The organism is Actinoallomurus sp. CA-150999 (assembly GCF_050942425.1).
In the GTDB taxonomy this organism is placed as follows: domain Bacteria; phylum Actinomycetota; class Actinomycetes; order Streptosporangiales; family Streptosporangiaceae; genus Actinoallomurus.
The window spans coordinates 8,925,684-8,939,856 of the sequence record NZ_CP192063.1 but is presented as its reverse complement, the minus strand read 5'-3'; the positions used below and the strand labels follow the sequence as shown (position 1 = coordinate 8,939,856).

Annotated in this window: 16 protein-coding genes; 9 read left to right on the top strand and 7 right to left on the bottom strand. The window is 70.7% G+C overall.

Going from position 1 to position 14,173, the window contains the following annotated elements; translation table 11 throughout:
- Nucleotides 1-43 precede the first annotated feature (43 nt).
- The 3 genes from ACQP2O_RS41365 to ACQP2O_RS41355 all read left to right on the top strand — a co-directional run bounded on the left by ACQP2O_RS41365 (nucleotide 44) and on the right by ACQP2O_RS41355 (nucleotide 3,422).
- Entirely contained in the window at nucleotides 44-1,507 is a 1,464-nt protein-coding gene (locus ACQP2O_RS41365) for an APC family permease (RefSeq protein WP_433174656.1), read from the top strand.
- Between the two features lie 123 nt (nucleotides 1,508-1,630).
- Nucleotides 1,631-2,305, top strand: a complete 675-nt coding sequence (locus tag ACQP2O_RS41360; RefSeq protein WP_433174655.1) for a lytic polysaccharide monooxygenase auxiliary activity family 9 protein — start codon at nucleotides 1,631-1,633, stop codon at nucleotides 2,303-2,305.
- Between the two features lie 148 nt (nucleotides 2,306-2,453).
- The gene (locus ACQP2O_RS41355; RefSeq protein ID WP_433174654.1) at nucleotides 2,454-3,422 is read left to right on the top strand and encodes an aldo/keto reductase; all 969 of its coding nucleotides are present in this window, start codon (nucleotides 2,454-2,456) and stop codon (nucleotides 3,420-3,422) included.
- A gap of 9 nt (nucleotides 3,423-3,431) precedes the next feature.
- On the opposite strand, the gene ACQP2O_RS41350 is transcribed toward ACQP2O_RS41355, so the two are convergent.
- Nucleotides 3,432-3,926, bottom strand: a complete 495-nt coding sequence (locus tag ACQP2O_RS41350) for an Lrp/AsnC family transcriptional regulator (protein ID WP_433174653.1) — start codon at nucleotides 3,924-3,926, stop codon at nucleotides 3,432-3,434.
- A gap of 34 nt (nucleotides 3,927-3,960) precedes the next feature.
- On the opposite strand from ACQP2O_RS41350, the gene ACQP2O_RS41345 reads away from it, so the two are divergent.
- Together ACQP2O_RS41345 and ACQP2O_RS41340 are read left to right on the top strand one after the other, a co-directional pair.
- Nucleotides 3,961-4,830, top strand: a complete 870-nt coding sequence (locus ACQP2O_RS41345; RefSeq protein WP_433174652.1) for an EamA family transporter — start codon at nucleotides 3,961-3,963, stop codon at nucleotides 4,828-4,830.
- A gap of 182 nt (nucleotides 4,831-5,012) precedes the next feature.
- Nucleotides 5,013-6,251, top strand: a complete 1,239-nt coding sequence (locus ACQP2O_RS41340) for a cytochrome P450 family protein (RefSeq protein ID WP_433174651.1) — start codon at nucleotides 5,013-5,015, stop codon at nucleotides 6,249-6,251.
- 6 nt (nucleotides 6,252-6,257) lie between these two features.
- Here ACQP2O_RS41340 and ACQP2O_RS41335 read toward each other — a convergent pair whose 3' ends face one another.
- Nucleotides 6,258-7,112 carry a hypothetical protein gene (locus tag ACQP2O_RS41335; protein ID WP_433174650.1) on the bottom strand — a complete coding sequence of 285 codons (855 nt, stop codon included), beginning with the start codon at nucleotides 7,110-7,112 and terminating at the stop codon, nucleotides 6,258-6,260.
- A 142-nt stretch (nucleotides 7,113-7,254) separates the two neighbouring features.
- Complete coding sequence (locus ACQP2O_RS41330) at nucleotides 7,255-8,166, bottom strand: NmrA family NAD(P)-binding protein (RefSeq protein WP_433174649.1); 912 nt, start codon at nucleotides 8,164-8,166, stop codon at nucleotides 7,255-7,257.
- A gap of 79 nt (nucleotides 8,167-8,245) precedes the next feature.
- Between ACQP2O_RS41330 and ACQP2O_RS41325 the strand changes: the two genes are divergently transcribed.
- Nucleotides 8,246-8,656, top strand: a complete 411-nt coding sequence (locus tag ACQP2O_RS41325) for a winged helix-turn-helix transcriptional regulator (protein WP_433174648.1) — start codon at nucleotides 8,246-8,248, stop codon at nucleotides 8,654-8,656.
- A 61-nt stretch (nucleotides 8,657-8,717) separates the two neighbouring features.
- On the opposite strand, the gene ACQP2O_RS41320 is transcribed toward ACQP2O_RS41325, so the two are convergent.
- Together ACQP2O_RS41320 and ACQP2O_RS41315 are read right to left on the bottom strand one after the other, a co-directional pair.
- On the bottom strand, nucleotides 8,718-9,620 hold the full coding sequence (locus ACQP2O_RS41320) for an acyl-CoA desaturase (RefSeq protein WP_433191319.1): 903 nt from the start codon (nucleotides 9,618-9,620) through the stop codon (nucleotides 8,718-8,720).
- A 244-nt stretch (nucleotides 9,621-9,864) separates the two neighbouring features.
- Nucleotides 9,865-10,296 (bottom strand): organic hydroperoxide resistance protein, encoded by a 432-nt coding sequence (locus ACQP2O_RS41315; protein WP_433174647.1) that lies wholly within the window; start codon nucleotides 10,294-10,296, stop codon nucleotides 9,865-9,867.
- A 130-nt stretch (nucleotides 10,297-10,426) separates the two neighbouring features.
- On the opposite strand from ACQP2O_RS41315, the gene ACQP2O_RS41310 reads away from it, so the two are divergent.
- Nucleotides 10,427-11,125 (top strand): winged helix-turn-helix transcriptional regulator, encoded by a 699-nt coding sequence (locus ACQP2O_RS41310; RefSeq protein ID WP_433174646.1) that lies wholly within the window; start codon nucleotides 10,427-10,429, stop codon nucleotides 11,123-11,125.
- A 7-nt stretch (nucleotides 11,126-11,132) separates the two neighbouring features.
- Here the strand turns inward: ACQP2O_RS41310 and ACQP2O_RS41305 are convergent, their stop codons facing one another.
- Nucleotides 11,133-11,972, bottom strand: a complete 840-nt coding sequence (locus ACQP2O_RS41305) for an SDR family oxidoreductase (protein ID WP_433174645.1) — start codon at nucleotides 11,970-11,972, stop codon at nucleotides 11,133-11,135.
- 91 nt (nucleotides 11,973-12,063) lie between these two features.
- On the opposite strand from ACQP2O_RS41305, the gene ACQP2O_RS41300 reads away from it, so the two are divergent.
- The gene (locus tag ACQP2O_RS41300; protein ID WP_433174644.1) at nucleotides 12,064-12,435 is read left to right on the top strand and encodes a winged helix-turn-helix transcriptional regulator; all 372 of its coding nucleotides are present in this window, start codon (nucleotides 12,064-12,066) and stop codon (nucleotides 12,433-12,435) included.
- 27 nt (nucleotides 12,436-12,462) lie between these two features.
- Here the strand turns inward: ACQP2O_RS41300 and ACQP2O_RS41295 are convergent, their stop codons facing one another.
- Nucleotides 12,463-12,864: an NUDIX hydrolase gene (locus ACQP2O_RS41295; protein WP_433174643.1), complete on the bottom strand. Its 402-nt coding sequence runs from the start codon at nucleotides 12,862-12,864 to the stop codon at nucleotides 12,463-12,465.
- A 172-nt stretch (nucleotides 12,865-13,036) separates the two neighbouring features.
- On the opposite strand from ACQP2O_RS41295, the gene ACQP2O_RS41290 reads away from it, so the two are divergent.
- The gene (locus tag ACQP2O_RS41290; protein WP_433174642.1) at nucleotides 13,037-14,065 is read left to right on the top strand and encodes a LacI family DNA-binding transcriptional regulator; all 1,029 of its coding nucleotides are present in this window, start codon (nucleotides 13,037-13,039) and stop codon (nucleotides 14,063-14,065) included.
- The last annotated feature ends 108 nt before the right edge of the window (nucleotides 14,066-14,173 follow it).

Sequence of the window (14,173 nt, the reverse complement as noted above, 5' to 3'; positions counted from 1 at the left end):
GAGTTGATGCGCCCCCCACCGAGGGCGAGACGAGGTGGCTGAGGTGGGGGACGCTTCGACGAGCGGGCAGGCCGAAAGCGCGGTCGAGCTCGGGGGGTACCAGCAAGAGCTGAAACGGACGCTCGGCTCCTTCCAGGTGTTCGCGATCTCGTTCGCGTTCATCTCGGTGGCGGTCGGCATCTTCTCGACCTACGACGACGTGCTCCGAAACGCCGGGCCGGTCGGAATCTGGCTCTGGGTCTTCGCGGCGGTGGGACAGGTCCTGGTGGCGCTGGTCGTCGCGCAGTTCGCGGCCCGTATTCCGCTCAGCGGCTCCTCCTATCAGTGGGCCTCGCGGCTGACCAATCCGAAGATCGGCTGGGGGTTCGGCTGGCTGACCTTCTGTTACCTGGCGATCGCCGTGGTGGCGGTCGACAACGCGCTCGCGAGCCAGGCGTTCATGCCGCTCACCGGCATGAAGCCGGACGAGGACACCGCGCGCCTGATCACGCTCGTGGTCCTGCTCATCCAGGCCGTGCTCGCCGTGGCCTCGACGCGCATCGTCAGCATGATCAACGCGAGTGCGGTGGGGCTCGAGCTGGTCCTCGTCGTCGTGATCACGATCGCGCTCATCATCGCCGTGGCGATCACGGGCAACGGCGCGGTCGACAACCTCACCTCGCGCGGTATCACGGAGAACGCCCACGGCTATTTCGCCGTCGGCGGCGGGTTGATGGTCGCGATGATCGCAGGCCTCGCCACGCTCGTCGGCTTCGACGCCGCGGCGAACCTGGCCGAGGAGGCCAAGGATCCCTTTCGCACCGTCCCGCGCGCGATCGTGGGGTCGGTCGCGGCGGCCGGGCTGCTGGGGCTGGTATTCCTGATCGCGCTCACCGTCGCGATCGACGATGTCCCCCGGATCAGCAGGAGCGACTCGCCGGTCGCGGCGATCATGCGTGCTCAGCTCGGCCCGGTGATGGAGAGGACGCTGCTGGTCGCGATCACGTTCGCGTTCTTCGGCGCCGGGATGGTGATCATGGCCGCGTGCTCGCGGATCGTGTTCGCGATGGCACGTGACGCACGCTTCCCCGCCCACCGGCTGATGCGGCGGGTCGACCCACGCACGCATACGCCGGTCCCGGCGACGATCCTGATCTTCGTCCTGGGAGTCGCCCTGATGGTCGCGCTGCCGGGCGCCGCGCTCCTGGAGCTGATCACGGCGTCGACGATCCTCCCGGCGCTCATCTACGGCTCGACGATCGTCCTCTACCTGACGGTACGCGGACGACTGGGCCGCAAGAAGGGCGCGTTCGACCTCGGGCGCTTCGAACTGCCGGTCGCGATCGGCGCGCTGGTGTGGTCGGTCGCCGCGCTGTTCATGCTGGTGACGCCCGCGGCGGCGGTCGTCCCCGTCGTGATCGTGGTCGGCCTGCTCCTCGCAGGCGGGCTGTTCCTGCTCCTCCTGCTGATATTCGACCGCGAGGCGCTCGAGACCGAACCCGGAGACGTGAGCGTCTTCACGCACTGACCGGGAAAGGCACCAGGCACCCTTGTAAGTTTCACGGCGATTCTGGGTCAAGTGAATCTGTCAGGTTACGCTCTGAGAGGCGCTCCTGATCCACCCGAAACCCCCGCTAAGGATGGAGACGCGATGCCTCGTCCCCTCCGGGCCATCCGCGGAGCGCGCCGCGCACTGACCCTGCTCTCGGCCGCCGTGCTGTTCATCGTCCCGTGGGCCGGTGCCGCCTACGCGCACGGCACGGTAACCGCTCCCGTGTCCCGCAACTACGGCTGCTACCAGCGCTGGAGCAGCGATTGGCAGGATCCGGCGATGCAGCAGCAGGACCCGATGTGCTGGCAGGCGTGGCAGGACGACCCGAACGCCATGTGGAACTGGATGAGCATCTACCAGAACGGCCTCGGCGGCCAGTTCCAGCAGAAGATCCCCGACGGGCAACTGTGCAGCGGAGGTCTCTCGGGGGACGGCCTGTACCGCTCGCTGGACAAACCGGGCCCCTGGAAGATGACGGATCTGTCCGCGAGCAATTTCTCGGTCACCCTCTACGATCAGGGACACGGCGCCGACTACCTGCTGATCTACGTCACCAAGCAGGGGTATGACGCCACGACCCAGCCGCTGCGCTGGAGCGACCTCGAACTGATCAAGAAGACCGGAAAGTACGTTTCCACGGGGGGTCCGGGCAGCTACACCGTCACGGGCCTGAGCGCCCCTGGACGGACCGGCCGCCACGTCGTCTACACGATCTGGCAGCGGACGGGCCTGGACCAGGCGTTCTTCTTCTGCAGCGACGTGAACTTCGGCTGATCCGCGAAGCGACGCACCGGATCGGCCTTCGGATCGCAGGAGCCGGGCGGCGGAGACCGTGGGATCCGTATTCCGCCACGGGACCGGATCCACGGATGATGCCTCTCGGCTCGGCGACGGAGCCGGGCTCGGACTGGGAGGCTGCGGCGTGGAGTACGTGCGGGTGGGATCGTCCGGGTTGAAAGTGTCCCGGATCGGCCTGGGGATGATGGGTTTCGGCGACCGGTCGCGGCGGCGGTGGCATCTGGACGAGGACGGCGCCGAGCCGATCGTGCGGCGGGCGGTCGAGGCGGGCGTGACGTTCTTCGACACCGCGGACATGTACGACCGTGGCATGAGCGAGGTGGTCACCGGCCGGCTGCTGGCTCGGCTGTTCGCGCGCCGGGACGACTACGTGCTCGCCACCAAGGTGTACTTCCCGATGGGGGAGGGGCCCAATGACGGCGGGCTGTCGCGCAAGCACATCATGGCCGCCGTCGACGCCTCACTGGCACGGCTGGGCACCGACCACGTCGACCTCTACCAGATCCACCGCTGGGACGACGGGACGCCGATCGAGGAGACCATGGAGGCTCTGCACGACGTCGTCCGCTCCGGTAGGGCGCGGTACATCGGGGCGTCGAGCATGTACGCCTGGCAGTTCGCCAAGGCGCAGCACGCCGCGGCGACCCGGTTCGTGTCGATGCAGAGCCACTACAACCTCGTCTACCGGGAGGAGGAGCGGGAGATGATCCCGCTCTGCCGCGACCAGGGCGTCGGCGTGCTGCCGTACAGCCCGCTGGCGCGCGGACTGCTCGCCGGCACGCGCGACCGGCAGGGCGGCCGGCACACGGCGCGGGCCGGCAACGATCCGCTCGCCGACGCGTCGTACGAGGACGGGGACTTCGACGTCGTCGACGCGGTGCGGGCGGTCGCCGGCGAGCGCGGACTGCCCCCGGCGCGGATCGCGCTGGCGTGGCTGCTCGGCCGGCCCGTCGTGTGCGCGCCGATCGTCGGCGTGACGAAGCCGGAACACGTGGACGACGCGGTGGCCGCCGTCGGCGTCGCGCTGACCGACGATGAGGCGGCCCGGCTGGAGGCGCCGTACCGTCCACACCGGGTCATCGGGCACACCTGAGGGACCCGGTCAGGGGCCGACGCCGTCCACTGGGAGCGGTCGGCGGGGGACGGTCGCTGCGTGGATCAGTGACGTGGTGGTGCGGCCGTACGGTGCGAACCGGTCGAGGATCGGCTCGAGTCGGTCGACGGACCGCAGGTGCGCGATGAAGAAGAAGCAGTCGTCGCCGGTGATCCGGTAGCACTCCACGATCTCGGGGATCTCTTCGGCGATCTTGGCGATGCGGGGGAGCTCGCGGACCGCGGGGTTGATGCGGACCAGCACCGTCACCGGGAAGCCGAGGGCCTGCGGATCGACCTCGGCCCGGTAGCCGGTGATCACGCCGGTGTCCTCGAGCCGCCGTATCCGGTCGGCGACCGCGGGTGCCGACAGGCCGACGCGGCGGCTCAGCTCGGCGACGCTCAGCCGCGCGTCGGCCTGCAGTTCGGCCAGGATCCGAAGGTCGATGTCATCGAGATCCTTGGCTTCGTAGGCCCGTCCGGGCCGTGGCCTGCGGTTCGCCATGCCGCCAGCGTACGAGCCGATCGACGATACGGCCATGCGTACGGATTCGCGGCCCGAGGCCGTCACCCGCCGCCGGGCCACCGTCCCGGCGTGGTCGTACTTCGCCGGGAGCGCGGTCTTCCACTATCTAGGCCCGTCGTTCGCCGTCCTGCTGTTCGCGCGGGTGGGGCCGCTCGGCGTCGCGGGGTTGCGGATCTGGAGCGCGGCGATCCTCTTCGCCGTGTGGCGTCGCCCCTGGCGCCTGTTCGCCAGGTCGGCCGCCGGACGTCACCTGCTTGTGGGGTGGGGGCTCGTGCTGGCGCTCATGAACTGCTGCTTCTATCTGGCGATCTCCCGGCTGCCGCTCGGGACCGTCGCGGCGATCGAGTACCTCCCGGTCATCGCGCTGGCCGCGCTCGGCGCCCGTACGCCGCGGAACCTCGCCGCCCTGGTCGCGGCGGTCGGCGGCGTGTACGTGCTCACCGACGTGCGGCTGACGGGGCAGCCGCTGGGGTTCGTCTTCGCGTTCGCCAACGCCGGGCTGTTCGCGGCGTACATCGTGATCGCCCATCGGGCGGCGCGGCGGTCCGCCAGCGGCGTCGACGGGCTCGCGGCGGCCATGCTCGTCGCGGGCCTCCTCGTCGTCCCGCTCGGAGCGTGGCAGTCCGCGCCGGCGTTCACGGATCCCGTCGCGCTGGTCGCGGGGATCGGTGTCGGGATCAGTTCCTCGGTCATCCCGTACGTCTGCGATCAGCTGGCCATGGCGCGAATGGCCCGCTCGACGTACGCGCTGCTGGTCGCGCTGCTCCCGGCGACCGCCACCGTCGTCGGCGTCGTCGTCCTCCGCCAGATCCCGTCCCCGGCCGAGATCGCCGGCGTCGCCCTGGTGATCGCGGGCGTCGCCCTCCACCGCGAACCCCGCTGACTCCTGGGGAACGCTCGGCGAAGGCCACCGCCGGCCGGCAGCCGAAAACTGCCGCGTTCGCCGACTCTTCCGTATCTCCGGCGCTATTGGCGGCCGGTCGCCGCGTGGTTAGGGTGGCGATGATCAACTCGCGAGTAGCGCCACGGCCGTACGAGTTCCCGACGCATGCCTGGAGACCTCCGGTGGAAACCACCCCGCAAGACGGCCCCATCGTCATCGATCCGGCCGGTCGCGACATCCACGGCGAGGCCGCCCGAATCCGCGCGCGTGGGCCCGCGGCGAAAGTCGAGCTCCCGGGCGGTGTGGAGGCGTGGGCGGTGGGCGACTCCGCCCTGCTCAAGCTGCTGCTCACCGACTCCCGCGTCTCCAAGGACCCTCGCCGGCACTGGCCCACGTGGATCAATGGCGAGGTCTCCCCGGAATCGCCGCTGTTCGTCTGGCTGGTCGTGAACAACATGCTCACCAGCTATGGCGACGACCACCGGCGGCTGCGCCGGCTCATCTCCAGCGCCTTCACCGCGCGCCGGAGCGCCGCGATGCGCCCCCGCATCGAGAAGATCGTGACCGAGCTCCTCGACGGCCTCGAGGCCGTCGAGCCCGGCCTTCCGGTGGACCTGCGCGAGGAGTACGCCTACCCGTTGCCCATCGGGGTGATCTGCGAGCTGTTCGGCATCGACGACGAGGCCGCGCAAGATGAGATGCGCCGCTGTGTCGGCACCTTCTTCAACACCTCCGCGGAGCCCGGCGAGGCCACCGCCGCCTATTCGCGCATGATGGAACTGCTGGGCGCGCTCATCGCCGAAAAGCGGAAGAACCCCGGAGACGACCTGTCCTCCGCCCTGATCGCCGCTCGCGACGACGACTCCCGGCTGTCCGAGGAGGAACTCATCGGCACCCTGCTGCTGTTCATCGGCGCGGGGCACGAGACCACCGTCAACCTCCTCGACAACGCCATCCATACCCTGCTCACCCGCCCCGACCAGCTCGCGCTGGTCCGTGCCGGCCGCGTCGGCTGGGACGACGTGGTCGAGGAGACGCTGCGCGCCGAATCCCCCATCGCCAGCCTCCCCCTGCGCTTCGCCGTCGAGGACATCGCCCTCGACGACGGCGTCACCCTCCGCAAGGGCGACGCGATCCTCGCCTGCTACGCCGCCGCCAGCCGCGACCCGCGCGTGCACGGCGACGACGCGGACCGCTTCGACGTCACCCGCGCCGACAAGGAACACGTCGCCTTCGGCCACGGCGTCCACCACTGCCTCGGCGCACCCCTGGCCCGCCTGGAGGCGATCATCGCGCTGCCGGCGCTGTTCGACCGCTTCCCCGACCTGACCCTCGCCGCCGAGCCCGGCGAACTCCGGCCGCTCGCCTCCTTCATCTCCAACGGCCACAGCTCCCTCCCCGTAAACCTCACGGCCGGGTAATCGAGCTCACTGCCGGTGGAAGTGCACCGGGTGCTCGGGGTCGGCGGAACAGGCGAAGAGCCCTCCGGGGCCAACGTCGATCATCATTCCGGTCGGCGTGTAGGCGTGCTCGTACTCCGGCGTGCCGTAGACCAGGTCACGATCCTCGACCGCACACCACCGGCCATCGCCCTCACCGTTGTCGAGTTGCAGGAGCAGGGAGGCCGGTGCACCGCAGGCGACGCATGTCAGGCCGGTCGGCGCCGATCCGTGGATCACGGTTCCGCCGATCTTGAAGCCGGGAGCGGTCGAGAGCTCTTCGTACTCGTCCTCGTCCTGGTTCCATGCCAGGACGCGGGCCCTGAGGTCGTCGGGGAGCTCCCAGAGCCAGGGGTACTCGACCAGTCGCTCCGGATGCAGGACGCACGGGCGCGGGATGTAGGTCTCGTAGAACCCCGGAAGCTCGTCCTCCAGGTCCGGGACGGGCGGCTCTTCGAGGATCTCGGTCACCTCGGAGGCTCGCCGCCAGACCACTCGGCAGGGGGCATGCTCGGCGCAGCAGTGGTAGCCGACACACCACAGGATCTGGAGCAGATCCGTGCCCTCGGGGAAGGCGATCTCGGGAAAGTCCGCGGCGGTCAGCTGGGCCAGGGCGACCATCGGAGATCCCGGACCCTCTCCCGGGTACTGATCGCAGTCGGGGGCCTCGCAGTGCGGCCACGGCTCCGCGGCCGGCCACGCCAGAGGGCCTCCGATGTGGCTGTCCCGAGGGCCGGGACTGCCGGGCCGGGGGTGCAGCCGTACGGTGGTGGACGCGTACGCGGCCAGTCCCGGGACGAACTGAGCGATGTCCAGTGCGGGTGCTTCGGTGGTGCGGGTCACGGGGATCATTGTCATCCACCTCCGGGCCCGCGGGTCCGGCGAAATCACCACCGAGCGCCCCGGGATCGTCGGCGTGGCCGGCGATCCGGTCGACGGGACGAGGCCGATCGGGGAGCGTCCCCGATCGGCTCCATCGCGGTTCTCAGCGTCTAGACGCGGCCGGTACGGAGGAGGGCGCGAAGCCGCCCGCACGGATCGCGTCGGCGATCAGGTCGAGCGGCGGGCGAGGCACGGTCGGCAGCAGCGCCGGCAGATCGCCGTCCCGCTGCTCGAGAAAGCCGGCGGTGATGTTCGAGAAGATCGAGATCGTGTGGCCGACCTGGTACGGCTCCAGGCCGATGGCGGTGAGCGCGGCGCGTACGTCGGACAGCGCCGCCCGCTCGTACCGGACCGAGCGGCCGAGCGCCGTGGAGAGGACCGCCGCGATGTCCGCGCCGCCGACTGCGGCCACCCCCTCGAGCTCATAGGTGCGACCCGCGTGCCGGCCACGGCGACCGGCATGGACGTCCGCGTACGCCTCCGCGGCGACCCGCGCGGCGACGTCGGCCAGGTCCTCCCGCGCCACGACGGCGACCCTGCCGTCGCCCAGGGGCGCGCTGAACACGCCGGTGGCGGCGGCGCTCTCCGCGGCCATCAGCGCCAATCCGACGGGCATCTCCGCGTACAGTCCGTTGCGCAGGACGGTGACGTCGAACGGGGCGCCGGCGAGCCGGTCCTCGGTCCACCGGTGCGGCACCGCGATGCTGAGCCGATCGCCCGAGCCGGCCAGGCTCGTGTAGATCACATGCCGGATGCCCGCCTCGGCGGCCGCGTCGACGACCGCGCCGTGCCGGGCGAGGACCACGTCGTCCTCGGCGTACCCGGCCGAGACGAACACCAGCACGGTCACCCCCGCGAACCCGTCGGCCAGCGAGCCCGTGTCGTCGAAGTCGATGCGCCGGGCACCGCCGCCTGCGGTACGGGTGCCCGCCACCACGTCGACGCCGGGAAGTGCGGCGAGCCGGTCGTGGACCAGGCCGCCGAGCGCGCCGGACGTTCCGGTCACGAGAATCATGAGACCCCCAAGGTGGTTGTTGCCGAATGACCGGCCCCAGCATCGTGACCACCTGCCGGGAGCGTAAGGAGGCATTCTCATGTCCGTAGGGCACACCGCGGTAACCCCCCAGGCCGGGGGCGCACAGGCCGCAGGTCCTTGTGGCGACGACGACTGCGGCATCCGTGAGGTCCTCGACCGGATCGGCGACAAGTGGACCGTGCTCGTCATCGTGGAGCTGTCGAAGGGGGTCCGGCGCTTCCGCGAGCTGCAGCGGGCGATCCCCGGCATCTCACAGCGGATGCTGACCCTGACGACGCGCCGGCTCTGCCGGGACGGCCTCGTCGAGAGGACCGTGTACGCCACCATCCCGCCGCAGGTCGACTACCGGCTGACCGCCATGGGCCGGAGCCTCGCAACGATGGTCTCCGGCCTGGCGGACTGGTCCCGCGAGCACAAGGACGCGATCGGAGAGGCGCGGCGGCACTGGGACGCCGTACACCCCGAGTAGGCCACCGGACAGCGTGTTAGGTCTTCGGCGTCGACCCGGCCCCTCGCTCGTGGCCTCCGGGCTACTGGGGCGGTGTGGCGGAGAGGCGGGCCAGGCGGTGCTCCTTCGGCCAGCGGACGTCGTACACCCAGCCGAGTTTCTCGAACACCCAGATGAGCCGTGCCGACACGTCGATCTGGCCACGCCCTACGCCGTGCCGGGCGCAGGTCGGATCGGCATGGTGCAGGTTGTGCCAGGACTCGCCCATGCTGAGGATCGCCAGCGGCCAGACGTTGGCGGACCTGTCGCGCGAGGCGAAGGGCCGATCGCCGATCATGTGACAGATCGAATTGATCGACCAGGTCACGTGATGCAGGAGGGCCATCCGGACCAGGCCCGCCCAGAAGAACGCGGTGAGCGCTCCCCACCAGGACCACGTGATGAGGCCGCCGAGCACCGCGGGCAGGCCGAGCGTGACCGCCGTGCACGCCCCGAACAGGCGGTGCACGACGCGCATGTCACGATCGGCGAGCAGGTCGGGCACGAACCGGCGCTGGTTGCTGAGGTCGCGCTCGAAGAGCCAGCCGAGGTGAGCATGCCAGAAGCCACGCGCGATCGCCGTCGGCGAGTTGCCGAACAGCCAGGGCGAGTGCGGATCACCATCCCGGTCGGAGAACGCGTGGTGGCGCCGGTGGTCGGCGACCCAGTGCATGACCGGGCCCTGTACGGCCAGGCTGCCGGCCAGCGCCAGCGCTATCCGCATGACGCGTTTGGCCTTGAACGAGCCATGCGTCAGATAGCGGTGGTAGCCGACCGTCACGCCGAGACATGTGATCACGTACCAGATCGTCATGAGCAGGATGTCCACCCAGCTCAGGCCCCAGCCCCACACCACGAGGGCCGCGAGGGTGAGCGCGAGCAGCGGGACGATCACGAAGATGTACACCGACAGGTGTGCGGCGAGCGCACGTCGGCCGGTGATCATGGGCGCGGGCCCGCGATCCGGCCCGGGCAGAGATCGGCCGGTGAGGCTGGTCGACACGGCACGTCACCTCGGTTCTGACGTGGATGCGAGTGTTCGGCATCCCGTTCAGCTGAAAGGCCGAGACGAGGCGCCTCGCCCCAAGGTTGTTCCTACCCGGCTACGCGCAAACCACCATCCGCCGAACCACTGGACGAGATGCCATGAACACTGCCGACCCTGAGTCGCCGGCCGATCTTGCCGTTCCTCAGAGACGCGCGCCGTTCGCCGTGAGAACGACGTCGATGTTGCCGCGCGTGGCGCTGGAGTAGGGGCACACCTGGTGGGCGGCACGTACGAGATCGGCGGCGCGCTGGGCGTCGTCGATCGAGGGCAGCGTGACGTTCAGTTCGGCGCCGAGCCTGAACGTGCCGTTCTCGTTCGGGATGAGCGCCACCGTCGCGTCGATCACCGCGTCGTCGGCCTGCAGTTTCTCGCGCTTGCCGAGCATGCCCAGGACGGCCCCGAAACACGCCGCGTATCCCACGGCGAACAGCTGCTCCGGGTTGGTTCCCGCGCCGTCGCCGCCCAACTCCTTGGGAAGCCGCAGGTCCACGTCCAGGCGGCCGTCCGTCGTCCGCCCGTGCCCCTGGCGGCCGCCGGTGACGCGTGCCTCGGCCGTGTAAAGCGCCTCGCTCATGTTCTCCTCCTCGTGTTTCCGAAAACAGAAGCTACTACTTCAAAAATCGGAAGTAAAGATCGTGGTGTGCACCGAGCGGAGGCGCTGCCGATGGTTCGAAAATCGGAAGTGCGGACATTATGGTGGTGAAGTGGACCAGCGATCGTACAACCAGTACTGCGCGACCGCGCGCACCCTCGACATCGTCGGCGAGCGCTGGACGCTGCTGCTGATCCGTGAGCTGCTGACCGGTCCCAAGCGGTTCGGCGACCTGCAGAACAGCCTGCGCGGTCTCGGCACCGGCCTGCTCTCGGCCCGGCTGAAGCACCTCGAACGCGAGGGTCTCGCCCAGAAGATCACGCTGCCCGCCCCGGCCCGTACCCCTGCCTACGCGCTCACCGAGGCGGGCGAGGAACTCGAGTCGGCCGTGCTCGCCCTCGCCCAGTGGGGCATGAAGTGGGCGATGGGGGAGCGCCGTGAAGGTGAGACCTTCCACACGGGCTGGACCGTGCTCGGCCTCCGCGCCTATTTCGTCCCCGAGGCCGCCGTCGGCCTCCGCGCCACGTACGAGTTCCGGGTCGGGGACGAGGTCTTCCACGCCGACGTCGACGACGGCACGATCGCGACCCTGCACGGGCCCGCTCAGCGGCCCGACGCCGTCATCGAGGCCGACGAAGACCTCTTCGCCGACATCGCCTCGGGCCGTACGGACCTGGCCGCCGGGCTCAAGGACGGCCGCGCCGTCGCCTCCGGCGACCCTGATCTCCTGCGAAGGTTGGAAGACCTGTTCGTACGGCCCCCGGCCCGGGACCGTCCCGGCTCGCCGGCTGAGGCGGTTCGCCGGTCCTGAGAGCGGCTCAGCGGAACGCGGCGATATTGCGGGCGGCCCAGTCGGCGAACGGGCGCGGGGCGTGGCCGAGGACCCGCTCGACGTCCGGGCTGACGCGCAGCTCTGCCGGGCTCGGGGAACCGAGGATGTCCAGGGTGTCCTCGGCGAGCTCCGCCGGCATGCTCTGGGCCATGGCGGCCTTGGCCTCGTCGCGGGTGAGCTCGTGGAACCGCACTGGCGAGCCCAGCGCGGCGGCGATGGCCTCCGCCTGCTGCCGCGGCGTGATCACCTCCGGGCCGGTCAGCTCGTACACGTCGCCGGTGTGCCGGTCATCCAGCAGGCAGGCCGCCGCGACCTCGGCGATGTCCGCCGGGTCGATGATCGGCACCCCGACGTCGCCGAAGGGTGCGGCGACGACCCGCCGCGCGCGGATGGACTCGGCCCACCACAGGGCGTTGGAGGCGAAGCCGCCCGGCCGCAGGATGGTCCACTCCAGGCCGGACTCCCGCAGCGCGTCCTCCACCGCGCGCACCGCGATCCGCGTTGGGCCGAAGGGCCTGGTCGCCACGCCCTGCGAGGAGAGCAGGACGACCCGGCGGACCCCGCTGACCACGGCTTTGCGGATGATGTCGGCCGGGCCGGCTCCGGCGGCGTGCATGTCGGCGGACAGCAGCAGGAACAGCGCCTTCGCCCCGGCCAGCGCGGGCTCAAGGCCGGCCGGCTCGGCCAGGTCCGCCACCACGTGGCGGACGCCGTCCGGCACCGCCGCCGTGTGCCGTGACACCGCCGTCACCTGCCGGCCCGCCTCGGCCAGCGCCCGCGTCAACGGCCGGCCCACATTCCCGGTAGCCCCGGTCACCACGATCATGATCAGCTCCTTCTCCGATGTCCTCTGTGATCTGCACGCTAGGAGCCGGGCTAACTTTTGGTAAGGACATACCTTTAGGTAAGCTCATCACGTGGCGGGAGGCTCGCAGCACACACAGGCCGAGGCAGTGGAGCGGTATGAGGTACTTCACACCGACTGCCCCGCGCGCGATGTGGTCGACCACGTGACCAGCAGGTGGGGCGTCTGGGTGTTGATCTCCTTGCGGAGTAACGCCCTGCGGTTCTACGAGCTGCGCGAGAGCATCCAGGGCATCAGCGAGAAGATGCTCGCTCAGACCCTGCGCGCGCTGGTTCAGGACGGCCTGGTCTGGCGGGAGGTCGAGCCGACGACGCCGCCCCAGGTCACCTACGGGCTGACCGAGTTCGGTCGGGACGTCGGCGAGCCGCTGACGGAGCTGTTCGACCGGATCACCCAGCGGTTGTCGCCGCGCAACGCGGGATAGCGCGTTACGGGGCGGCAACGTGGACCGTCAGCGGGGGGCGGGGAGGGCGCCCCACGAGGCGAGGGTCTCGAGCAGGCCGGTGGTCGTCGGGAGGGCGGCCAGCTCTTCGGCGTCGACCCAGCGGGCCGCGCGGGCGTCGTCGCCGGCGCGCAGGACGCCGCCGGTCACCGTGGCGGCGTAGTCGCGGATGTCGTACGTCACCCCGCCCGGGGCCGGGCGGTCCACCGAGCCGATCAGCGGTCCGGGCTCGACCTGTAGGCCCGTCTCCTCGGCGATCTCGCGGACGACCGCGGCGGCGTCGGTCTCGCCGGGCTCGACCCGGCCGCCCGGCAGTGACCACAGGCCCTCGCCCGGCGGGTGGCCGCGCTGGATCACCAGCAGCCGCCCGTCGGCGTCATGGACGATCGCTCCGACGCACCGCACTCGCATGCACCCCAGGGTGCCATGATGCGGGCCGGAAGAGATCCGGAAGGACGGTCCGCGCTCGACCGGATGCCATCGGCGATTGCAAGCTAATCCGTCGCAGAAATGATGTCAACGCCCTTTCCCGATACAGTCGCAAGGAAGTACAAAACCGGTTTAGCCAATCGGGGGAGGCGGGATGAAGCGTCCGACGATCGCCGACATCGCGCGCCGGGCGGGCGTCACCAAGAGCACCGTCTCGTTCGCGCTGAACGACCGGCCGGGGGTGTCCGCCGCGACCCGCGACCGCATCCTCGACATCGCGCGGGAGATGGGGTGGCGGCCGAGCCGTGTGGCCCGCGCGCTGTCCGGTGGCCGGGCGGGCGTGCTGGGGCTGGTCGTGGACCGTCCCGCGCGGACGCTGGGGATCGAGCCGTTCTTCATGCAGCTGATCTCCGGGATCGAGGGCGAGCTCGCCGCGCGCGACGTCGCGCTCCTGCTCCAGATGGCCGAAGACGGCCAGACGCAGGTGGCGGCCTACCGTCGCTGGTGGGCCGAGCGCCGGGTGGACGGGGTGTTCCTGGTCGATCTGCGGGTGGACGACGAGCGGATCGGGCTGCTGGCCGAGCTCGGGCTGCCCGCGATCGTGATCGGCGGCCCGGACGGGCTCGGCGGGCTGCCCGGAGTGTGGAACGACGAGGCCGAGGCCGTGCGCTCCGTCGTGGAGTACCTCGCGGCCCTCGGCCACCGGCGGATCGCCCGGGTGGCCGGGCCGCCGGAGCTGCGGCACACGACCGCGCGGGGCGCGGCGTTCGAGGCGGCGGCCGGCGCGCTGGGCCTGACGACGACCTCGGTGTCCACGGACTACACGGGTGAGGAGGGGGCGCGCGTGACGCGGCGGCTGCTCGCGGCGCCGGAGCCGCCGACCGCCATCGTCTACGACAACGACGTGATGGCCCTGGCGGGGCTGGGGGTGGCCGGGGAGATGGGCGTGCCGGTTCCGGGCCGGCTGTCCATCGTCGCCTGGGACGACTCGGTGCTCTGCCGGCTGGTCCACCCGCCGCTGACCGCGGTCGGCGTCGACATCGCCTCCTACGGCGCGGAGGTGGCGCGCCGCCTGCTCGACCTGGTCGCCGGGCAACCCGTCGAGAGCGGCCGCCACGCCGCGCCCGTGCTGACACCACGGGGCAGCACGGGTCCGGCCCCGAGAAACGCCCGGAACGGTTGACGCTAAACCGGTTTAGTGATCGTATCGAGGCGACGGATTTCCAGCGGTTGTTCGGAGAGACGCCCACGGCCGGTCCGCGCTCGACCGGGGTGCCTCCATGACGGCTGA